The following is a 19,424-nucleotide window of genomic DNA, read 5'->3' as shown; positions in this document are numbered from 1 at the left end:
CCCCACCTCCTCGCCCGCGAACACCGCGGTGCCCGCCGGAGCGGACGCCCCCGCCGCCAACGTCGTGGCGCCCACGGGGGGAAGCTGGAAGCGCTCCGCCACCAAGGAGGTGGCCATCTCCGACCTCCAGCAGAAGTTCGGCTGGACGGATGAGAGCTGGCAGGGGCGCCTGCTCCAAGCGGCGGACGAGGGCGCGGACGGAAGCCGCTCCGCGAACGGCCAGGTGTCCGCGGCGGAGCTGGAGTCCTACCTCTCCGCGCCCACCGACGCGCAGTTCCTCACCTCCACGGCGCTCCAGCAGCAGCGCGCGGCGCTCGACGCGAAGCTCCAGGGCGGCGCGCAGGCCGCGTCCGTGGACAGCTTCGACAGCCCCTGGCAGCAGTCCGTGGCGAAGCGCGCGGACCTCCTGGGCGGCAACGGCGACGGGCAGCTGTCCGCGGACGAGCTGACGGCCTACATCAACGCGTCCAAGGCGAACCAGGCCAAGGGCACGGGCACCGCCGCGAACACGCAGTGGGTGCCGGATCAGCAGATGGCCGCCTTCCAGAGCCGCGTGGCGGAAGTGGCCGGCGAAGTGGATCCGCTCCAGGGCGTGGGCGGAAGCGGCGCGACGCCCGGGCTGAACCTGGTGAAGGACTACTCGCGCACGCTGATGGACACGGACAAGAACGTGCCCACGTTCGTGAGCTACCTCTTGTCCGCGGCGGACGTGAAGGAGACGCCCGCGGACGTCAGCCGGCTGGACAGCACCTTCGTGCGCGACCCGGAGCTGAAGGGCGGCGTGGTGGACGCCGACTACAACAACACCGGTTTCGACCGGGGGCACATGAAGCCGGCCGAGGACTCGCCCACGCAGGCGGCGATGAACGAAAGCCACCTCATGAGCAACATCGCGCCCCAGCACGGCAACCACAACCAGCAGGTGTGGCGCACGCTGGAGCGCGGCGTGTCCGAGATGGTGAAGGAGACCGGCGGCAAGGCCTACATCGTCACGGGCAACCTGTACCTGGACGACAAGGGCAAGCCGCTGCCGCCCGAGTCCCTCCAGACGACGGGCTCCAAGGAGGACCGGCGCATCGCGGTCCCCACGCACAACTTCAAGACGGTGCTGCTGGAGCTGCCCAACGGCAACCTGTCGATGTTCGCGTACATGGTGCCGAACAAGGCGGAGGGCCCGTCCAAGAAGGAGGACATCCTCCCGCTGCTCCAGGAGTCGCGCGTGCCGGTGGACCAGATTGAAGGCCTGCTGGGCCAGGACCTCTACGCGCAGCTGCCCAAGGGCGTGCAGGAGAAGCTGGAGAAGGACACCTCCGCCGCGGGCGTCTTCCAGCAGCAGAGCCTCTACGAGTCCGCCACGCTGCTGCGCAACTAAGGCCGCTTCAGCGCTTCACGCGGTACCGGAGCCACGCGATGCCGGAGTCCCGGCGCTCCACGTGCGTGAGCTCCAGCGCGGCGCCCGCGCCCGTGGAGCCCTGGGGCCGGTCGAAGAGGGTGGGCGTGCCGGTCAGGCCGTCGGCGGTGGGATGGATGAGGAGGCTCACCTCGTCGATGAGGCCCGCGCCGAGGAAGGACCCGTTGATGCCGCCGCCGCCCTCCAGCAGCACGCGCTGGATGCCGAAGGTGTCCCCGAGCTTCTCCAGCACGCGGGCGAAGTCGATGTCCTGCTTGCCGCCGAAGAGATAGGAGACGCCGCGCTCGCGCAGGTGGGCGAGGTGCGCGTCGGGAACGGACTCGGTGAGCACGACGACGAGGTGGTCGTCATCGATGGCGCCGGACTCCCAGTTCAGCTTGCCGTGGGCATCCAGCGCGATGGCGTAGGACTCCGCGTCCTTGCGCGCGACGAAGTCCGTGCGGGGCAGGGGAGACGCCGGCGCGGGCTTGGACACGGGCCCTTCCGCGGCGAAGTCCTCCATGGTGATGCGGCCACACTCCGTTCACAATCCCGCGAGCCGCTACTGCGTCGCGCCGGGATCGTCCGAGGCCTCGGCGGTGGAGGACTTTTCGGCCTCCGGCGTCTTGAGGGGCTCGGACTCCGTCTTGCCCACCCGGATGGACACGGGCTGCGTGCTGGACGTGCTGCCCAGCCGGGTCCCTGGAGTGGAGCCGATGCCCACATAGGAACAGCCAGTCAGAGCGAACAGCGGAATGACGGCGAGCAGTTGGCGCATGAACGCACTCAATCAGAGACGCTTGTGGGAGGTCCAGCCACGGAGGCGTTCATCCGTTGGCTGTCACGCGGGTGAACTCCATCACCCAGTTGGTCTCCCAGGTCTCACCGTCCAGGGAGAAGGCCTGCTCCCACCGTGCCCGGTCGTGGCCCTGGCGCGTCCAATGGAACACGACCTGGACCGGACGGCCTCCCTCGGTGTCCTCGCCATGGAAGCGGCCATGGTCTCCGGTGAAGCCTCCGTGCACGGGCGGCTGGAGCACCGCGTGGCGGCTGTCGATCCAGTGGATGGACCAGCGGCGCTCCTTCGCGTCGAACAGGCGCAGCGCCATGCCGGAGAAGCCCCGCTCGAAGACGGTCTCCTCCACGTTGGACAGGCCGCCCAGGTGGGGCTGGCAGCGCATCCTGGACGTGAACACGTCCCAGTCGTCACTGCCCACCAGCCGTTGCTTGAGCTTCCGGTTCACGCACGTCCATTCGCCCATGAGGAAGTCGAAGTCGTGCACGTCGCCCGTGGGCAGGGGAGGAAGAGGCTTCATGGGTGAGTCCTTTCGGAGAGACAGTCAGCGCAGCTCGGAGCGCGCGGTGGGGGACAACGTCAGGTGTTCGAGCGGGGCGCTCAGCCACGGCTGGAGCGGCGCCCGTGCGCACGGGCAGGGTGGGGAAGGTGTTCTCCGCGGGCTCGGTCGGGAGCTGGGTGACCGGCCGCAAGAGCAGGACGTTGTCGGAGTCCACCATGGTCGCGGAAGCCTCGCATCCACACGAACCGGTCCGGACGGTCCTCGTCGCGGAACTGACCGGCGATGTGCATGCCGGTGGCTTCCTGCGACTCGATGAAGGCCCGGTCGAAGAGCGAGATGAGGACGTCCCGCTGACCGGGATGCAGCGTGTACTGGCGCAGCTCGAAGACCGAGCAGCAGGAGGGCTGGGGCGGCATGAGGCCCATCCTTGCCAGGGAACTGGTAGGGTCATGAAGACCACTTCCACCAGAGTCGGCCCTACCAGTTGAAGACCTCCACCGGCGTCGCGTCCTCGCTCCTTCTGCGGCTCGACGCGCGAAGCCCCACGCCGCTCCACGAACAGCTCTTCGAGGGCATCCGCGCGCGCATCCTCGCCGGAGCGCTGGCGCCCGGGCTGCGGCTTCCGTCCTCCCGGCAGCTCGCCACCGAGCTGGACGTGGCCCGGAGCACCGTCCTCCAGGCGCTGGATGCGCTCACTGCGGAGGGCTACCTCGTGGCCCGCGCGGGCTCCTGCACCCGCGTCGCACCGGAGCTGCCCGGTCCGCTCGAAGACCGGAGCCGGAGTCTGGTGAACCGTTCGTCGCGAGGGCCGCGGCTCGCTGCCTCCACTCGGATGCCGAAGGCCGCGCCAGTCGGTGCACCGCGTCTGGGCGCCGCGCCTCGTGCCTTCAGGCCCGGTGTGCCCGCGCTGGACCTGTTCCCCACCGCGCTCTGGGCCCGCACGGTGTCCCGCGTCCATGCTCGCGCGAGCACGGGCCTGCTCGACGGCGGGGACCCTTCGGGCCATGCGCCGCTGCGCGAAGCCATCTCCACCCATGTGTCCGTGTCGCGAGGCGTGCGCTGCTCCCCGGAGCAGGTCTTCATCACGGCGGGCACCCAGCAGGCTTTCGATGAAGTCCTCCGGCTCGCGCTGAACCCGGGTGACTCCGTCTGGGTGGAGGACCCCGGCTATCCCGGCGTCCGTCGCGCCGTGCTCTCCGCCGGAGGACGTCCGGTGCCCATCCCCGTGGATGGAGACGGGCTCGACGTGGCGGCGGGCCTTGCGCGTGCGCCTCGGGCGCGGGTGGCGCTGGTGGCTCCTTCGCACCAGTACCCGCTGGGCGTCACGCTGAGCCTGGCGCGGCGGATGGCGCTGCTCCAGTGGGCCGGGCGCACCCGCTCGCTGATCATCGAGGACGACTACGACAGCGAGTTCCGGCACCGGGGCCGCCCGCTCACCGCGCTCCAGGGACTGGATGACGCGGGCTGCGTCGTCTACGTGGGCACGTTCAGCAAGTCGATGTTCCCCGGCCTGCGCCTGGGCTTCCTCGTCGTGCCGCCCTCGCTCGTGGACCTCTTCTCCGCCGCGCGCGCCGCCGGATCCGCGCCGGCCTCCATGATGGAACAGGCCGCGCTCGCCGGGTTCCTCGCGGAGGGGCACTTCGCCCGTCACCTGCGCCGCATGCGCGCGGCCTACCGCGAGCGCGGTGAAGCCCTGGTGGATGCGCTGGTCTCTGAATGTTCGGGCGTCCTGGCGCCACGTCCGTGTGACACGGGCATGCAGTTGTGCGCGTCCCTCGCCGCGCCGCTGTCCGACCTGCGCGTCCGCGACGAGGCCGCGCGCCTGGGCGTGGAGGTCGCGGCCCTGTCCGATTACTTCCTGGGCAGGCGCAGGGACGCAGGCCTCGTGTTCGGCTTCGGTGGCGTGCGTCCGGACGCGCTCCGGGAAGGCACCCGCACCCTGGCCCGGGCCCTGGAGGCCGCGCGCCGGCGCTGACGTGGCTGTACGAGGCCCCGGCCACCGCTCAGCACTGACATCCCTTCCCGGGCGCGAGCCGTCTACGATGGCGCCATGACCTGGCGCTCCCTCCTCCTGTCGCTGGTGCTGCTGTCCGCATGCGGGCCGCGGCGCAGCGACCCCGCGCGAGTGACGGAGGACCGCATGCGCCCCGCGCCCGTGGGCGCCTTCGCCTCGGGCACGCCTCCGGCCGCCACGGAGGACTGCACGGTGCGCACGGCGAAGACGTGCTTCGACCAGGCGCTCACCCTGCTGGCCACGAACGCGCGAGGCCCGGAGCGGCTGCGCGCGCTGTCCCTGATGGGCAAGGCGTGCGACGGACAGGTGAAGGACGCCTGCTCGTGGCTGGCCCAGCACGTGAGGGAACCCCGGCGCGTGCGCGGCGGTCCGCCGGACGACCCCGTGTTCCAGGAGGCCTTCGAGCACTGGCGCGAGGGCCGCAAGCACCACGTGCGCGTGACGTGCCGGCTGGTGCAGGGCGGCGTGCCCCAGCAGTGCGAGGTGCGCGAGGCGACGTTACCTCCGGACCTGTTGGCGCAGGCGCTCGGCAGCATCCAGGCTTCGCGCTACACGCTGCCCACCCTCGACGGAGAGCCCTTCGAATGCGACTGGACCATCGTCATCAAGTGACGCGGCTGTGGCCCGTGCTGGCCCTGGCGCTGTTCACCGGCTGCTTCGCCGGCACCGTGCACCGAGGCCCGGTGACGGACCACTTCGACGGCGAGTCGTTCCAGAACATCGGCGACGCGCCAAAGCTGTCTCCGCTCACGTTGATCGCCGCCGTGATGGAGGAGAGGCGCGGCCCGTGGCGTGATTATGTGGATGAGCCCGCGGGCCCCAAGCCGCCGGAGCGCGTGGGCCCGGGCGAGCTGCGCGTGACGTTCATCGGCCACGCCACGGTGCTGCTGCAGGCGGACGGCGTGAACGTGTTGACGGACCCCATCTATTCAGAGCGGGCGAGCCCCGTGTCCTTCGTGGGCCCCAGGCGCGTGCGGCCTCCGGGCATCCGCTTCGAGGACCTGCCGCCCATCGACGTCGTGGTGGTGAGCCACAACCACTACGACCACATGGACCTGCCCACGCTGCGGCAGTTGGAGGCCGCGCACCACCCGCTCTTCCTCGTGGGCCTGGGCAACCGCGAGCTGCTGCTGGACGAGGGCTTCCAGCGCGTGGAGGAGCTGGACTGGTGGCAGGCCGCGAAGGGCGGACCACAGGGGTTGAAGGTGTGGGCGGTGCCCGCGCAGCACCGGTCCAACCGGGGGCTGACGGACCAGGAGGAGACGCTGTGGGCGGGCTACGTGCTGGAGACGTCCGGAGGCCCGGTGCTCTTCGCGGGTGACACGGGGCTGGGACCACACTTCGACCGCATCGCCGAGCGCTTCGGGCCCATGCGCCTGTCGGTGCTGCCCATTGGCGCGTTCCGTCCGCGCGTCCTGCACCCGGTGCACATGGGGCCGGAGGACGCGCTGAAGGCGCACCGCGTGCTGAGTTCGAGCACGTCCGTGGCGATGCACTACGGCACCTTCCCCATGGCGTGGGACGGCCAGGACGAAGCGAAGTACCTGCTGCTGCGGCTGCTCTTGAAGGAGGAGATGCGGCCGCGCTTCTGGGCGCTGGGCTTCGGCGAGGGCCGGGACGTGCCGCCGTTGGCGCCGGGGACGGATGGGCGGGCCGATGCCGGACGTTGAGGAGGCGAAGGCGAAGATGGACCGGGCGCGCGCGTGCATCCGCTCGGGGGAGCTGGAGGAGGCGATTCCGCTCTGTGACGAGGTGTACCGGCGCTTCACGCTGTCGAAGGTGCCGGAGCTCCAGCTCCAGGTGGCGCGGGCGCTGGGGCACCGGGGCGCGGCGATTGGAGAGAAGGGGATGCTCCAGGAGGCGCTGGTCCACTTCGATGAAGTGGAGCGCCGCTTCTGGAGTCCGCGCAGGCCCGAGCTGTGGGAGGGCGTCGCGTGGGCGATGTTGTACCGCGCGCGCGTCCTCCTGGAGCTGGACCGGGAACAGATGGCCAGCAACTGGCTGGAGCGGATGCTGAGCCGCTTCAAGGCGTCCGCGCAGCAGCGGCCCGACCTGCGCATTCCGGTGGAGATGGCGCGGACGTCGGTGATCGCCGCGCACAACCAGGGGCAGCGCTTCGAGGAGGCGCTGAGCCAGTCCGAGGCGCTGCTGAAGGAATACGACGGAAGCCCCGAGCCCTTCCTGGTGGAGCAGACCGCGGCGGTGATGCTGGGGCGGGCCATCGCGCTCCAGGGGTTGGGGCACGTGGACGAAGCGCTGGAGGCATTCGACGAAGTGGACGTGCGCCACTGCGAGGACCCGGACCCGAGGATCCGCGCCCTGGTGTCCACCGCCCTCATGGGGCGAGCGCTCGTGTTGCTCCAGGAGGAGTTCCTGCCGGAGGCACTGGGCGCGCTGGACGCCATCCTCGAACACGCGGGTCCGAACCCGGGCCTGCGTCTGATGGAGCCCGTGAACTTCGCGAAGTTCCACCGCGAGGTCGTCGAGCGAGAACTCCAACTGGAGCGCGAGCGGGCCGCGTCAGCCCGGAGGCGGAAGTGACTTCCAGAGCCAGCCCAGCCGCAGGTCCCGCTCCTCGAAGGGCGGGGCGCGGATGAGGTCATCCTCCTCGCCGTAGACGCCGACCTCTACCCAGAGCCCGTCCCGCAGCTCGCTGACGGTGAGCGTGCGAGCATCCAGGTCCACGAACCACAGGTGCTTGATGCCGATGCGCGCATAGAACGGCCGCTTGATGCGCGTGTCGTACGCCCGAGTGGACGGCGACAGGATCTCGCAGGCCCAGTCCGGGACATCCGTCCACTGCCCATTGGGCATCAGGGGTACCCGTTCGCGCCGCCAACCCGCGAGGTCCGGGATGAACTCCGGAGAGCCACCCACCCGGATGCCGGGTTCGGACATGATCCACCAGCCGCCCGGTCCGTCCTCACCTAATTGAAAAGGCTCATCAAGCTCCCGGAGGAGCCTGAACTCGAAATAGCCATGCGCGGCACGCGGCCGTGCCTGCGTATACAGCGTCCCATCGATGATCTCGCCCACCACGCCCTCGGGCAGGGCCTCGATGTCAGCGAAGGTCGCCGGACCTTCGAGGGGTTTCGCGCCATAGGCCATGCCCGAAGTGTGGGGTTAGCAGCACCGTCTGACAAGCAGGCCTCCGGACCGTCAGTCCGGCTGCGCGATGATCAACGTCTGCAGGGGCAGATGCCGGATGGGCCGCGTGCTCTGCACCTTGAAACCCGCGTCATCCAGGAAGCCCTCGACCTCCGCGGGCGTGTACGACGCCGCTCCGGAGGTCAGGAAGTAGTGCAGCCCGATGAGCGGCGCGGACGTGCCTGCCGTTTCCCGCTCCTCGCGCAGGTACTCCAGCACCGCCAGCGTGCCCCGCGACACCATGGCGCCGCGCACGCGCCTCAGGAGCGCCACGTTCTGCGCGGGCGTCAGGTGGTGCATCACCTGGAACAGCAGCACGCCGTCATACGGCCCGCCCAGCTCCGCGTGCAGCACGTCCCCTTCCTTGTGCGTCACCCGGTGCGACAGCCCCGCCTGGGCGATGATGTCCCGCCCCACGCGCACGCTGCCCTCCAGGTCCACCACCGTGGCCTTCAAGCCCCGGTGCATCCGGCACAGCTCCGCCGCGTACCAGCCGTGCGCGCCCCCCAGGTCCAGCAGGTGACGTGCCCCGCGGGGCAGGGGAATGTTCGCCGCCACCTCCGGCGAGGCCAGCCGCGCCAGCTGGTACATGGCCTGGATGTAGTCGCGCCAGCGCGGGTCGTCCGGAGCGAACTGGTGGATGTCCACCGACTGCCCGCTCTTCACCGCGTTCTCCAGCTGCCCCCACCAGTCCCACTGCGCGTAGTTGAACTCCAGGAACGCCGTGATGGACTGCGGCGAACGCGGGTCCAGCCACCGCCGCGCCCGGGGTGCCAGCCGGAAGCGGCCCCGGTGCAGCTCCACCACCTCGCAGGCGATGAGCGCTTCCAGGAGCGCCCGCATGCCCTCGGTGCTCGTCTTGAGCCGCGCCGCCAGCGCCTCCGCCGTCGCCGCGCCGTCCGCCAGCGCCGCGTAGACGCCCAGCCGGGCCCCGGCCATCAGCGTGCGCGACGCCATCATCCCGAAGAACGCATGCGCCAAGGGCTGCGGCGCCAGGTTGAGGAAGTCCGCCACCCGCTCCAGGAGGTTGTCCGCCTTCAGGCCCAGCCGCATCGCGCGTCGCTCCGTGGAGAGGGGGAGTGGGGAGTGTGGGTCTGATGGCCCCGCCGGCTACCGGCGGCGCCGCGAGCCTGCCACGGCGGCCACGCCCAGCACCATCAGCGCCGCCTGTGGCCCCAGCAGACAGCCCTGCGTCTCCGCCTGGCGGATGCCGGTGTACTTGCACTTGCCCGAGTTGCAGCTGAAGCGCGGCGCGCAGTCGCTGGTGCTGCGGCAGTCCGTGGGCACGCGCCCGGTCTGGTCGTCCCCTTCCGGGGAGTTGGGATCGTCCGGCTGGCCCGCGTCCGGCGGCGGGCCCTCCTGCGCCAGGACCGTCAGGGGGGAGAACAGGAGCAGCCCGGCCAGGAGTCCTGCCGGGGGGATGATGCGGGAGAAGAGGGAGGACATGAGGCGGGCGCCACCCTAACGCCCCAGCGGGGCGCTTGCATCCACCGTCTGAAGCGGGCGGCCTTCCGGGGTTCCCTGGAAACGCTGGCCGCCCAGGGGCCTGAATCTGCTACGGTCCCCCCGCGATGGCGCCTCGAATCCTCGTCGTGGACGACAACCAGGAGCTCCTCTCCCTCCTCACGCAGCTGTTCGAGGACGCCGGGTATGAGGTCGTGGGCGCCAGCCGTGGCAAGCAGGCCATCGAGGCGGCCCGCGCCCAGCCGCCCGGCTGTGCCGTTTTGGACATCCTGTTGCCGGACATGATGGGCTACCACCTGGCGGACACGCTGCGGAAGGACAACCCCCAGCTGCCGCTGCTCTTCATCACCGGCGTCTTCAAGGGCGGCAAGCACGCCACCGAGGCGCGCCAGAAGTACCAGGCCGCCGGCTACTTCGAGAAACCCTTCGAGGCCCAGAAGCTGCTGGAAGCGGTGGCCAAGGTGCTGCCCGCGGAGAAGAAGGTCCCCGCCGCCTCCATGCAGGACGCCTTCGAGGTGGAGCTGGACATCGACGTGGAGGAGGAGGGCCCGCAGGACGTCATGGAGCTGACCGGCCGCATCAAGGTCACCGGCGGCGGCAACCTCACGGCCGAAATCCGCGGCGCCAACCTCACCGCCACGCCCATGCAGAAGGTGTCCACCACCCAGGTGCGGCCCCCCACGCCGGGCCGCCCGCCGGATCCGCTGCCCGTGGGCGCGGGCGCTCCGGGCAGCCGCCGGGGTGAGCTGAGGGACAACCTCCCGTCGCTGCTCACCGCCTTCTACCTGTCCCGCGAGACGGGCGAATTGGGCGTGCAGCGCGGCAAGGTGAAGAAGGTCGTCTACTTCGAGAACGGCACCCCGGTGTTCGCGCTCTCCAACCTGCTGGCGGACCGCTTCGGGCAGTTCCTGGTGCGCGTGGGGAAGATCAAACCCGAGCAGCTCCAGGACGCGTCCGCCGTCGCCGCGCAGAGCCACCGGCGCACCGGCGACGTGCTGGTGGAGCGCGGCCTGCTCAAGGACACGGAGCGGCTGTACTACGTGGGCCAGCAGGTGAAGGCCATCATCTACTCGGTCTTCTCCTGGGAGGAGGGCACGTACGTGATGAGCTTCAAGGAGAAGGCCTCCGCGGAGTCCATCAAGCTGGACGTGCACCCGGCGAACCTCATCGTCCGGGGCATCAAGAAGCTCTACAAGCCGGAGCGCCTGCGCCGCCTGCTCCAGCCCGAGGACCGGCTCATCCCCGCCGTCGCCCCCGCCTATGGCCTCAACGAGGTGGAGCTGGAGCGCTGGGAGGCGGAGCTGCTGCCCAAGATTGACGGCAACCGCGTGGTGGCGGAGCTGCTCGCGTTCGCCAACCGCCCGGAGCACGTCGTCTACGGCTTCCTGGTGTCCATGATGGCGCTGGGCATCCTGGACAAGCGCTCGTAGCAGGAGCGCCGCGGCGTCACTTCAGACGAGCCGCGAGCCAATCCAGAACAGGCCCAGCGCGCCGGAGCCCAGCGCCACGCCGCGCTGGATCCACAGGCTGATGCGCGCGTTGGCGCGGGACAGCCCCTCGGCGAAGAGCAGGCCCACCGCGCCCATGCCGATGAGGATGCCCAGCGCGAAGCCGGGCAGGTACGTCCACGCGGACAGGCTCATGCTTCCGCCCACCAGGAGCGGCGGCAGCGCGATGAGCAGCGACCGCACACCGCTCACGGCCATGAAGGCGCCGGCGGCGGTGCTCACGGTGTGCACGTGCTCGTGCGGCTCGCGGTCGTGGCCGGGCAGGTGCGGGTGGCCGTGGTCCAGGCTGTGCGGGAAGAGCAGGGCGGTGACGGCCAGCGCCACCAGCACCGCGCCGCCGAACACCTCGGCCCACCGCTCGAAGGTCTCCGACAGGCCCACGCCCGCGAAGAGGCACACCGCCGCGATGCCGCCCAGCATGGCCGCGTGACCCAGCGCGAAGCGCAGCGCCGTCATGAGGGCGACACGGCGCCGGCCGCCGCCCAGGGTGCCGAGCGTGGCCATGGCGGCGCAGTGGTCCGGCCCCAACGCATGGAGCATGCCTTGGGTCAGACCGAGCAGGAAGGCGAGCAGGATGGGAGCCACGACGGCGCACCCTAGCCGTGGTTTAACCCTGTGGCCAGCAGGAGGACGTCCTACACCATGCGCATTGCCCATCGCCGACACTCCGCCGCGCTCTTGCTCGCGGGACTGCTCGCCCTGTCGGGCTGCTCCAATGACCCCGGTCCGGAGCAGCTGAAGAAGGCCGAGGACCGCTACCAGGAGCTGATCAACCAGAAGCTCTCCGCCCAGGACCCGGCGTGGACGGAGGTCTCCGCCCAGTTCGAGGCCGTCCCCAAGGACTCCAAGGCCCGCCCGGAGGCCGAGAAGCGCCTGGCCGCGCTGAAGGCCGCGCGCGAGGAGATTCCGCCCCGGCCCCTGGCCCGGCCCGGCGCGACGGGGAAGGGCGCCAGCGACGTGGAGGCCAAGCGCGCCGCGTGTGAAGCGCTCGCGAAGAAGATGGGCGAGTCCCGCTCGGAGCCCACGCGCAAGCTGCTGCGCGGCGCGCTGGATGAGTGCCAGGCGGAGCTCGTGAAGCTGGAGGCCAACAGTCACCCGCCGGGCGAAGAGGTCCATCCGCCGGGCGAGGCCGCGCACTGACGTCCTCGCGGCGCGCGTGGAGTTGAGAAGCCCTCGGGGTCTGGGTATGGAGCCGACGCATGCCCATGCCCCAAGCAGGTGACAAGGCCCCCGGCTTCTCGCTCCCCGACCAGAGCGGCGCCACCGTCTCCCTCTCGCAGTTCAAGGGGCGGCACGTCGTCCTCTACTTCTACCCGAAGGACGCGACCCCCGGCTGCACCACGGAGGCGTGCGACTTCCGCGACGAGCACTCCGCGCTGGTGAAGGCCGGCGCGGTGGTGCTGGGCGTGTCGCCGGACAGCGTCGCGTCCCACCAGAAGTTCGCCACGAAACAGGGGCTGCCGTTCTCGCTCCTGGCGGACCCGGACCACGCGCTGGCGGACGCGTACGGCGTGTGGGGGGAGAAGTCGCTCTATGGCCGCAAGTTCATGGGCCTCATCCGCGCGACCTTCCTCATTGGCCCGGACGGCAAGGTCGTCCGCGTGTGGCCCAAGGTGAAGGTGGCCGGCCACGTCGCGGAGGTGCTGTCCACGGTCCAGGGCGGCCCCGCGGCCGAGCCGAAGCCGGCGGCTGTCAAGAAACCGGCGGCGAAGAAGGCCCCGGCGGCGAAGAGCGCGGCCCGGAAGGGGACTCGCGCCTGACGGGGGGCGTGGGTGGCGGGCGCCGGTGCACTCCTGGCAGGACAGGGAGGCCGGGACCGTGTATGCCTGCGCCCGTGGCTGGCCTCTCTCTCCCCGAGCGGGGCTGGCCGTTCACCATGAAGCCCTGCCGGCCTCCGGGCCGGACAGCGGGCGGCCGGCAGGGCCAGCCCCCGGGTGGATGCCCGGTGGTTGGCGAGGACGGCATGACCATTCCTCAGGAATGGCGGAGACGATGAACATGCGCGAGCGAGGCATTCAGCGGTGGATGGCGACGGCGGCGCTGACGGCGGGCGTGCTGCTGGGCACGGCCTGTGGTGGGCTGCCGGAGACGGGTGGCAGGCAGCCGGATGAGCCGCGAGGCAATGCCTTCGCGCAGCGTGGGACGCAGCCGGAGGCCGTCTACAACGTGGCCGAGCAGCAGGGGCATGAGAACCCCGCTGACGCGCACCACGGCGACGCGGCCGCGAAGCTGCCCGCCCACGTGCTGACGGTGGACCGGGGCTACAACTCCACCATCGGGAAGATCGGCTCCAGCATCGACCCGCGCACGCCGGCCACGGCGGGCAAGTCCAACAACTCCAAGTGGGACGACTCGGGCGGCATGATGGCGCACCGCTATGGCGTGCTGGGCGGGGCGATGTACTCGCCCGCGGCGGACGGCCTGGGCGGCTGGAACGTCTCTACGGCGAACGAGGGCACGCGCGGCTTCGACGCGCCCTACGCCTACGTCAGCCCGCCCATCTACCTGCAGAACCGGTAGTTGGACGGCGGTACAGGGACGCTCGCCGGCCAGCGTGCCAGCGGGCGTCCGTGCTCCAGCCCCGCCACTCCCGGTGGGGCGTTGGGGTGGCCACTCCTTCTGTCGAGGCCATGACGGCTTCTGGAGGGAGCAGGCCATGCACTCAAAGAGACTTCATCACTGGACGCTGGTGGCGGTGTGCGCCGCGACGGCCGCGTTGGTCGGCCCCGGCTGCAACCGCGACAAGCCCACGATGCCGCGCACGGGAGGCGCCTACGAAGGCGTCGCCAACACGCAGCAGCCCGCGCCGCCGGGAACGGGTGGCTCCGGAGCGGCCACGCCCACGGACGCGAAGGGCTTGCCGCTGAAGCCGGAGGCGGAGGCTCGCGGAGCCCACCAGGGCCAGCAGAACCAGATTGGCGCGCCGGGCTTCACCACGCCGCAGGAGCCAGTGCCCGGAGACCGGGGCGGCGCGGACCGCTTCCAGGGCCCCATGGGGCAGGGCTCCCAGCTGGGCTCCAGGCACGCCGTCGATTAGCGCGACGCGAGCATGACCTCCGTGGGGTCCTTGCCGGTGAAGGCACTGGCGAGGCCCTCGGCCAGCGAGCGGTGCTCCGCGTCGCCCAGCGTGGCGAGCCGGTCCTCGGCGGGGTGCGCGAAGCGGGCGGCGAGCGCGTCCAGGCGCCGGTGCGCTTCGGTGATGCGCTCGCGCGGGACTCGGCCGGACTCCACCGCCTTCACCAGCGCTTCGATGGCGGTGCGCTGCACGTCCGCCTTGTGGCACACGAGGAACAGGTCCACGCCCGCGAGCGTGCCCTGCACCGCGGCCTCCGCCACGGAGTAGTGGTCCGCGATGGCCTTCATCTCCAGGTCGTCGGAGACGACCACGCCGTCGAAGCCCAGCTCCTTGCGCAAGAGGTCGTGCAGCGCGCGGTGGCTCATGGTGGCCGGGACGCCCTGCTCCAGCGCGTCGAAGAGCACGTGCGCGGTCATCAGCGACGCGAGGCCCGTCTTCGCGAAGGCCTGGAACGGCACCAGCTCCACGCGGCGCAGGCGCTCCAGGTCGTGCGGCAGCTTCGGCAGGGTGAGGTGGCTGTCCGTCGTCGTGTCGCCGTGGCCGGGGAAGTGCTTTCCGCATGACGCCACGCCACCGGCTTCCAGGCCCTTCGCGAGCGCCACGCCCAGCCGGCCCACTTCCACCGGGTCACGGCTGAAGCTGCGGTCGCCAATCACGGGGTTGGTCGGGTTGGTGTCCACGTCGAGCACGGGCGCGAAGTCCCAGTCGAAGCCCACGGCGCGCAGCTCGTGCGCGAGCAGCCGGCCCACGCGCTCCGCCAGGGCTTCGTCGCCGCGCTGTCCCAGCTCGCGCATGGGAGGCAGGGACGTGAAGGGCTCACCGCGAAGGCGCGCCACGCGGCCGCCTTCCTGGTCCACGGACAGGATGAAAGGGCGGCCCGCGCGCGTCTTGATGTCACGGCACAGCGCCGCGGTCTCCGCCGCGGTGCCCACGTTGCGCTTGAAGAGGATGGCGCCGTAGATGCCGTCGTCCATCAGCGACGCGAGGTCGGCGTCGATGCGGGTGCCAGGAAAGCCCACCATGAAGAGGCGGGCGCAGTCGCGATAGAGGGCGGAAGCAGGGCTCACGGCCGCGCAGTGTGGCAGAGCCCGCCGCCCATGGGGCACTGCGAGCGCATCCCGAGCGTCGGCTGCCTGTCAGGGCGCGAAGCGGGCCGGCTCCCGGTCTTCCAGGCAGAGCCCCCGCCCGCGGCACACCACCCGAATCTGTCCGACAGCCGGACCGGTTGGTGGAGGCCGATGGCCGGGTGGGCAGCCCGGTCCAGCCGAGCTGCGGAAACCTGTCCGACAGTCGGACAGGTTTTGAAGGACCGACGCCGGTCCGACTGGGCTGCGGAAACCTGTCGGACAGTCGGCCCGGTTAGGAGGACCGTGGCTGAGACCGCGCTCGTCACGGCCGGGCGTCGGAAACCTGTCGGGCAGTTGGACAGGTTGAGAGGCCGCGGCGGGGATGGGGCTCCAGCCGAGCCGAGCTGTGGAAACCTGTCCGACAGTCGGACAGGTTTTGGAAAAGCGCGCCCGGGGCGGGGCTACTTCCGGAGCAGGGTGCCTTCGAAGAAGAACGCCAGGCATGCGGCCAGGATGAGCCACGTCCACAGTGGCACCGAGGGCTTGTCCGCGTCTCCCGTGGAGGCCTTCACCGTGTCCTCACCGAAGTAGGCCGTCAGCGTGTCCTGCGGCACGCGCGTCAGGTCGCTCTCCGCAGGGTCCAACGTGGCCGCGAAGTCCAGCGCGGCCACGGGCTTCCCGTCCGCGCCCAGCACGGAATGCACGCCCGGCTCCACCGTGGGGCCCGCCACGAACGAACCGTCCGGCTGTGCCTTCACCGGCAACTCGCTGCCGTCCGGCGCGCGCACTCCCGCCACCTTCTGCGTGCCCTCCGGGCGCAGCGTCACGGACTCGCCCACTCGCACGCGCACCTCCTCGCGCTCCTCCAGCGAGCCCGTGAGGTACGCGGCGAAGCGCTGCATCAGCGGCAGGAAGCTGGTGCGGATGGCGAAGTCGCTCCAGTCGCGGTCCACCGTGCTGGTGAACAGCGCCACGCGCCCCTTGCCCCGGCGCGCCACCGCCACCGCGGGCGCTCCGTCCTCGTACGTGGCCAGCACCTGGCTTCCGCCCGGCGCGGACGGGCTGTCCGCCTCCAGCAGCATGTACTTGTAGAAGCGCGCCCCGATGAGCCCCTCCTCCGCGCGGCCCGTGAACGGCGCGAACAGCGGATGGTCCACCTTCACCTGCGCCAGCTTCGCCGTCTTCGTCTCCGCGTCCGGGTCCTCGCGCTCGGCGCTCGTGCGCACCAGGCGCAGCGGACGCGGCAGGAGCGTGCCCAGCCGTGAGTTGTACGCCTCCGGGTTCACGTGGTCGCCCACGCTCACGAAGAGGCCTCCGCCGTTCTCCACGAAGGTCGCCAGCTTGCGCGCCTCGTCCTCCGACGGCGCCGCCGTGTTGAGCAGCAGCACCAGGTCGTACGCGCTGAAGTCCTCGCGCAGCCCCACCTCCGCGTCGCGCACCGCCACGTCCACCGGCGAGCCCGGCGACGTGAGCGCCGCGTCCACGAAGAACGCCTCGTCCCGGTAGCGCGTCGCATGCGGCGAGCCGTTCACCACCAGCGCCTTCAACCCGCGCGGCACCGGCAGCACGAACGACCGCCGGTCATCCTCCGCCAGCGCGTCCGGCGCGAGCGTCACCTGGCCCACCACCGTGCCGCCCTGCGGGAAGCGCACCGTCAGCGTCTTCTGCGTCGTGCCGCCCGCGGGCACGTCCACGAAGCCCTTGGCCAGCGTGGACTCGCCCACGCGCACCGCGGCCTCCAGGTCCTTCGCCGGCTTCGTGCCGAAGTTCCGCACCGTGAACGTGAACTGGTACGCGCGAGGCCCCGCCTGCAGCGCGGGCTCCACCCGCAGGTCCACCAGCGCGTGGTTGTCCAGCGACTCGCGCCCGGACGCCACGTCGCGCAGCACGACCTCCGGCTTCACCATGGCGCCCGTGGGCCCCTTCACCGTGGGCGGCGGCGCTTCCAGCCGGAAGCCAGAGACCGTCATGTCGGAGACCACCACCAGGCGCTTGCCCGGCATCGGGTTCTCCTCCAGTGACCGCGCGGCCATGTCCAGGCAGCGCGACAGGTCCGCCGTGCCGTAGGTGGGCTTCGCCTCGTCCACCAGCGCGCGCAACCGCGCCCGGTCGAAGCCCGGCGGCGGAGGCGCTTCCGGCGAGCCCGTGCACACCATCACCGTCGCGGGCTCCTCCGGCAGCAGGTCCTTGAGCGCGTCGCGGGCCTCGTCGCGGCCCTTCTCGAAGTTGGACGTGCCGTCCGACCAGCGCATGGACAGCGACGCATCCAGGATGACCGCCGTGGCCGCCGGCCCGCGCGTCACCGTGGCCGCCTGCGCGTCGCGGGTGAACTCCGGCCGCGCCAGCGCGATGGGAATGGCCAGCAGGATGAGCGTGCGCAGCGTGTAGAGCAGCAGCCGCTTCAGCTTGAGCCGGCTCGCCGTGCGCTTCTGGCTGCGCAGCACGAACGCGAGCGGCCCGAAGGGATGCGCCCTCGGCCGGCGCCGGTCGAACAGGTGCACCAGCACGGGGATGAGCGCACCCAGCGCGCCCAGGAGGAACCACGGATTGCCGAACGTCACCGGCGCCTCCCTCGGCGGCCCAGGAAGCGCAGCAGCACCTCATCCAGCCGCTCGTCGGTGCGCACCAACTCGTAGTCCACGTCGGCCTCGGCGCACTTCGCCTTCACGTCCGCGAGGAACGCGCCGAACTCCTCCAGGTAGCTCTGCTTGATTTCGCGCGGGTTCACCTCGATGCGGCCCTCGCCCTCCATGTCCAGGAAGAGCGTGGGGTCGTCAAAGGGGAACGTCAGCTCCGCCGGGTCCACCAGGTGGAACACCGCCACGTCGTTCTTGCGCTGCCGCAGCGCGAGGATGCGCTTGAGCGCCTCCTGCCGTTCATCCAGCAGGTCCGACAGCACGATGACCGTGGAGCGCCGGGGCAGGACTTCGGCCAGATGATCCGCCGCGCTGCCCAGGTCCGTGGGGCCCTTGGGCTGCGTGTGCTCCAGCGCGTCCAGCAGCACGTTGAGGTGACCGGCGGAGGCGCGGGGCGGCACGTCCTTGAACGCGCCGCCCACCATGACGGCCAGGCCCGCCGCGTCCTGCTGGCGCACGAGCAGGTAGCTGAGCGCGCCCGCGAGCGTCTTGGCCACGTCCAGCTTGGACAGGGGGCCGCTCTGGTAGCCCATGGACGCGGACGCATCCACGACCATCACCGAGCGCAGGTTCGTCTCGTGCTCGAAGCGCTTGACGTAGTACTTGTCGAACTTGCCGTAGGCCTTCCAGTCCAGGTGGCGCAGCTCGTCGCCGGGGGCGTACTCCTTGTGCTCGGCGAACTCCACGCTCTGGCCCTGATGGGGGCTCTTGTGGAGGCCGGACAGCACGCCCTCCATCACGGCGCGGGCGCGCAGCTTCACGCCCTGGAGGCGGGACAGCGTCTGGGCGTCGAGCAGCGACATGGGATGGAGGTCCCTAGCCCTTCACCACCGTGAGGAGCTGGTCGATGAGCTTCACGGACGTGATGCCTTCGCTCTCCGCGGTGAAGTTGGGCAGCACGCGGTGGCGCAGCACGGGCCGCGCCAGCGCCCGCACGTCCTCCACCGTCGCCACGAAGCGGCCGTTGAGGATGGCGCGCGCCTTGGCCGCGAGCACCAGGTACTGGCTCGCGCGAGGCCCCGCGCCCCAGCCCACGTTCTTCGCCACGAAGTCCAGCGCGCCGGGCTCCTTGGGGCGCGTGTGGCGCACCAGCTCCACCGCGTAGCGCACCACGTGGTCCGGCACCGGCACGCGGCGCACCAGCTCCTGCAGGGCGAGGATGCGCTCGGGGGAGAGAATCTTCTCCAGCTTCGGAGGCGCGCCGGCGGTGGTGCTCTTGACGATCTGCACCTCTTCTTCCGCCGTGGGGTAGCCCACGTCCACCAGGAACATGAAGCGGTCCAGCTGCGCTTCGGGGAGGGGATAGGTGCCCTCCTGTTCAATGGGGTTCTGCGTCGCGAAGACGAGGAAGGGCAGCTCCAGCGGGTACGTGCGGCCACCGGCGGTGACGCGGTACTCCTGCATGGCCTGCAGCAGCGCGGCCTGCGTCTTGGGCGGCGTGCGGTTCACCTCGTCCGCGAGGATGATGTTCGCGAACAGCGGCCCCTGCATGAAGCGGAAGGAGCGGCGGCCCGTCGTCTTGTCCTCTTCCAGGATGTCCGTGCCGGTGATGTCCGACGGCATCAGGTCCGGCGTGAACTGGATGCGGTTGAAGGACAGGTTGAGCACGTCCGCCAGCGTGGAGATGAGCAGCGTCTTCGCCAGGCCCGGCACGCCCACGAAGAGGCAGTGGCCCCGGCTGAAGAGCGAGATGAGCAGGTGCTCCACCACGTCCCGCTGGCCGACGACGCGCTTTTCGATCTGCTCGACGATGGCGTTGCGGGCCTGGGCAAGCTCCTCGACGGCGCGCAGGTCCTCGGGGGTGGCGTCGGACGGGGGGAGAGG

At 71.0% G+C, this 19,424-nt stretch carries 22 protein-coding genes; 10 read left to right on the top strand and 12 right to left on the bottom strand.

Annotated features, from left to right (window positions below; translation table 11 throughout):
• The coding region (locus D7X55_RS17015; RefSeq protein WP_306437731.1) for a DNA/RNA non-specific endonuclease at positions 1-1,372 on the top strand (1,372 nt) is incomplete at its 5' end.
• Between the two features lie 7 nt (positions 1,373-1,379).
• Here D7X55_RS17015 and D7X55_RS17010 read toward each other — a convergent pair.
• The 4 genes from D7X55_RS17010 to D7X55_RS16995 all read right to left on the bottom strand — a co-directional run bounded on the left by D7X55_RS17010 (position 1,380) and on the right by D7X55_RS16995 (position 3,104).
• Positions 1,380-1,913, bottom strand: coding sequence for a RibD family protein (locus D7X55_RS17010; protein WP_233609889.1), 534 nt, complete (start codon positions 1,911-1,913; stop codon positions 1,380-1,382).
• Positions 1,914-1,952: 39 nt separating this feature from the next.
• Positions 1,953-2,168 (bottom strand): hypothetical protein, encoded by a 216-nt coding sequence (locus D7X55_RS17005; protein WP_120549376.1) that lies wholly within the window; start codon positions 2,166-2,168, stop codon positions 1,953-1,955.
• Between the two features lie 49 nt (positions 2,169-2,217).
• On the bottom strand, positions 2,218-2,706 hold the full coding sequence (locus D7X55_RS17000) for a hypothetical protein (RefSeq protein WP_120549377.1): 489 nt from the start codon (positions 2,704-2,706) through the stop codon (positions 2,218-2,220).
• A gap of 80 nt (positions 2,707-2,786) precedes the next feature.
• Positions 2,787-3,104, bottom strand: coding sequence for a hypothetical protein (locus D7X55_RS16995; RefSeq protein ID WP_233609888.1), 318 nt, complete (start codon positions 3,102-3,104; stop codon positions 2,787-2,789).
• 68 nt (positions 3,105-3,172) lie between these two features.
• On the opposite strand from D7X55_RS16995, the gene D7X55_RS16990 reads away from it, so the two are divergent.
• The 4 genes from D7X55_RS16990 (at position 3,173) to D7X55_RS16975 (ending at position 7,243) form a co-directional block, all read left to right on the top strand.
• The gene (locus D7X55_RS16990; protein ID WP_121723596.1) at positions 3,173-4,663 is read left to right on the top strand and encodes a PLP-dependent aminotransferase family protein; all 1,491 of its coding nucleotides are present in this window, start codon (positions 3,173-3,175) and stop codon (positions 4,661-4,663) included.
• A gap of 75 nt (positions 4,664-4,738) precedes the next feature.
• Positions 4,739-5,314, top strand: a complete 576-nt coding sequence (locus tag D7X55_RS16985; protein ID WP_120549379.1) for a hypothetical protein — start codon at positions 4,739-4,741, stop codon at positions 5,312-5,314.
• Positions 5,287-6,372, top strand: a complete 1,086-nt coding sequence (locus tag D7X55_RS16980) for an MBL fold metallo-hydrolase (protein ID WP_121723595.1) — start codon at positions 5,287-5,289, stop codon at positions 6,370-6,372. The genes D7X55_RS16985 and D7X55_RS16980 overlap by 28 nt, the downstream gene beginning before the upstream one ends.
• Positions 6,359-7,243, top strand: a complete 885-nt coding sequence (locus tag D7X55_RS16975; protein WP_121723594.1) for a tetratricopeptide repeat protein — start codon at positions 6,359-6,361, stop codon at positions 7,241-7,243. The genes D7X55_RS16980 and D7X55_RS16975 overlap by 14 nt, the downstream gene beginning before the upstream one ends.
• On the opposite strand, the gene D7X55_RS16970 is transcribed toward D7X55_RS16975, so the two are convergent.
• The 3 genes from D7X55_RS16970 to D7X55_RS16960 are packed head-to-tail and all read right to left on the bottom strand — an operon-like array spanning position 7,223 to position 9,295.
• Positions 7,223-7,810, bottom strand: coding sequence for a Uma2 family endonuclease (locus D7X55_RS16970; protein ID WP_120549382.1), 588 nt, complete (start codon positions 7,808-7,810; stop codon positions 7,223-7,225). The two genes, D7X55_RS16975 and D7X55_RS16970, sit on opposite strands and share 21 nt — an antisense overlap.
• Before the next feature lie 51 nt (positions 7,811-7,861).
• The gene (locus D7X55_RS16965; RefSeq protein ID WP_120549383.1) at positions 7,862-8,902 is read right to left on the bottom strand and encodes a class I SAM-dependent methyltransferase; all 1,041 of its coding nucleotides are present in this window, start codon (positions 8,900-8,902) and stop codon (positions 7,862-7,864) included.
• A gap of 57 nt (positions 8,903-8,959) precedes the next feature.
• The gene (locus D7X55_RS16960; RefSeq protein ID WP_120549384.1) at positions 8,960-9,295 is read right to left on the bottom strand and encodes an MXAN_6627.5 family MYXO-CTERM protein; all 336 of its coding nucleotides are present in this window, start codon (positions 9,293-9,295) and stop codon (positions 8,960-8,962) included.
• Between the two features lie 125 nt (positions 9,296-9,420).
• Between D7X55_RS16960 and D7X55_RS16955 the strand changes: the two genes are divergently transcribed.
• Positions 9,421-10,743 (top strand): response regulator, encoded by a 1,323-nt coding sequence (locus tag D7X55_RS16955; protein ID WP_120549385.1) that lies wholly within the window; start codon positions 9,421-9,423, stop codon positions 10,741-10,743.
• 21 nt (positions 10,744-10,764) lie between these two features.
• Here the strand turns inward: D7X55_RS16955 and D7X55_RS16950 are convergent, their stop codons facing one another.
• Complete coding sequence (locus D7X55_RS16950) at positions 10,765-11,406, bottom strand: hypothetical protein (RefSeq protein ID WP_120549386.1); 642 nt, start codon at positions 11,404-11,406, stop codon at positions 10,765-10,767.
• Between the two features lie 57 nt (positions 11,407-11,463).
• Here D7X55_RS16950 and D7X55_RS16945 point away from each other — a divergent pair, with 57 nt between their 5' ends.
• The 4 genes from D7X55_RS16945 (at position 11,464) to D7X55_RS16930 (ending at position 13,858) form a co-directional block, all read left to right on the top strand.
• Entirely contained in the window at positions 11,464-11,961 is a 498-nt protein-coding gene (locus D7X55_RS16945) for a hypothetical protein (protein ID WP_199746991.1), read from the top strand.
• A gap of 65 nt (positions 11,962-12,026) precedes the next feature.
• Entirely contained in the window at positions 12,027-12,581 is a 555-nt protein-coding gene (gene bcp, locus D7X55_RS16940; protein ID WP_233609887.1) for a thioredoxin-dependent thiol peroxidase, read from the top strand.
• A 238-nt stretch (positions 12,582-12,819) separates the two neighbouring features.
• Complete coding sequence (locus tag D7X55_RS16935) at positions 12,820-13,341, top strand: hypothetical protein (RefSeq protein WP_121723598.1); 522 nt, start codon at positions 12,820-12,822, stop codon at positions 13,339-13,341.
• A gap of 136 nt (positions 13,342-13,477) precedes the next feature.
• Positions 13,478-13,858, top strand: a complete 381-nt coding sequence (locus D7X55_RS16930; RefSeq protein WP_147442785.1) for a hypothetical protein — start codon at positions 13,478-13,480, stop codon at positions 13,856-13,858.
• Here the strand turns inward: D7X55_RS16930 and nagZ are convergent.
• The 4 genes from nagZ to D7X55_RS16910 form a co-directional block, all read right to left on the bottom strand.
• Positions 13,855-14,919, bottom strand: a complete 1,065-nt coding sequence (gene nagZ, locus D7X55_RS16925; protein ID WP_407921770.1) for a beta-N-acetylhexosaminidase — start codon at positions 14,917-14,919, stop codon at positions 13,855-13,857. The genes D7X55_RS16930 and nagZ overlap by 4 nt on opposite strands.
• A 506-nt stretch (positions 14,920-15,425) precedes the next feature.
• Entirely contained in the window at positions 15,426-17,525 is a 2,100-nt protein-coding gene (locus D7X55_RS16920) for a BatA domain-containing protein (RefSeq protein WP_120549390.1), read from the bottom strand.
• Positions 17,522-18,403, bottom strand: coding sequence for a DUF58 domain-containing protein (locus tag D7X55_RS16915; protein WP_120549391.1), 882 nt, complete (start codon positions 18,401-18,403; stop codon positions 17,522-17,524). The genes D7X55_RS16920 and D7X55_RS16915 overlap by 4 nt, the downstream gene beginning before the upstream one ends.
• 13 nt (positions 18,404-18,416) lie before the next feature.
• Positions 18,417-19,424 (bottom strand): MoxR family ATPase (locus D7X55_RS16910; protein ID WP_199746990.1); only part of this gene is annotated, 1,008 nt, incomplete at its 5' end.

This window comes from Corallococcus sp. AB049A (genome assembly GCF_003668885.1).
Lineage (GTDB): Bacteria > Myxococcota > Myxococcia > Myxococcales > Myxococcaceae > Corallococcus > Corallococcus interemptor.
This window is presented reverse-complemented; position numbering and strand designations above follow the sequence as displayed.

Excerpts from the sequence above, each read along its gene's own strand:
- D7X55_RS17010 (WP_233609889.1), bottom strand. The coding sequence starts at position 1,913 with ATGGAGGACTTCGCCGCGGAAGGGCCCGTGTCCAAGCCCGCGCCGGCG.
- D7X55_RS17005 (WP_120549376.1), bottom strand. The coding sequence starts at position 2,168 with ATGCGCCAACTGCTCGCCGTCATTCCGCTGTTCGCTCTGACTGGCTGT.
- D7X55_RS17000 (WP_120549377.1), bottom strand. The coding sequence starts at position 2,706 with ATGAAGCCTCTTCCTCCCCTGCCCACGGGCGACGTGCACGACTTCGAC.
- D7X55_RS16995 (WP_233609888.1), bottom strand. The coding sequence starts at position 3,104 with ATGCCGCCCCAGCCCTCCTGCTGCTCGGTCTTCGAGCTGCGCCAGTAC.
- D7X55_RS16985 (WP_120549379.1), top strand. The coding sequence starts at position 4,739 with ATGACCTGGCGCTCCCTCCTCCTGTCGCTGGTGCTGCTGTCCGCATGC.
- D7X55_RS16980 (WP_121723595.1), top strand. The coding sequence starts at position 5,287 with ATGCGACTGGACCATCGTCATCAAGTGACGCGGCTGTGGCCCGTGCTG.
- D7X55_RS16975 (WP_121723594.1), top strand. The coding sequence starts at position 6,359 with ATGCCGGACGTTGAGGAGGCGAAGGCGAAGATGGACCGGGCGCGCGCG.
- D7X55_RS16970 (WP_120549382.1), bottom strand. The coding sequence starts at position 7,810 with ATGGCCTATGGCGCGAAACCCCTCGAAGGTCCGGCGACCTTCGCTGAC.
- D7X55_RS16965 (WP_120549383.1), bottom strand. The coding sequence starts at position 8,902 with ATGCGGCTGGGCCTGAAGGCGGACAACCTCCTGGAGCGGGTGGCGGAC.
- D7X55_RS16960 (WP_120549384.1), bottom strand. The coding sequence starts at position 9,295 with ATGTCCTCCCTCTTCTCCCGCATCATCCCCCCGGCAGGACTCCTGGCC.
- D7X55_RS16955 (WP_120549385.1), top strand. The coding sequence starts at position 9,421 with ATGGCGCCTCGAATCCTCGTCGTGGACGACAACCAGGAGCTCCTCTCC.
- D7X55_RS16945 (WP_199746991.1), top strand. The coding sequence starts at position 11,464 with ATGCGCATTGCCCATCGCCGACACTCCGCCGCGCTCTTGCTCGCGGGA.
- bcp (WP_233609887.1), top strand. The coding sequence starts at position 12,027 with ATGCCCCAAGCAGGTGACAAGGCCCCCGGCTTCTCGCTCCCCGACCAG.
- D7X55_RS16935 (WP_121723598.1), top strand. The coding sequence starts at position 12,820 with ATGCGCGAGCGAGGCATTCAGCGGTGGATGGCGACGGCGGCGCTGACG.
- D7X55_RS16930 (WP_147442785.1), top strand. The coding sequence starts at position 13,478 with ATGCACTCAAAGAGACTTCATCACTGGACGCTGGTGGCGGTGTGCGCC.
- nagZ (WP_407921770.1), bottom strand. The coding sequence starts at position 14,919 with ATGGTGGGCTTTCCTGGCACCCGCATCGACGCCGACCTCGCGTCGCTG.
- D7X55_RS16915 (WP_120549391.1), bottom strand. The coding sequence starts at position 18,403 with ATGTCGCTGCTCGACGCCCAGACGCTGTCCCGCCTCCAGGGCGTGAAG.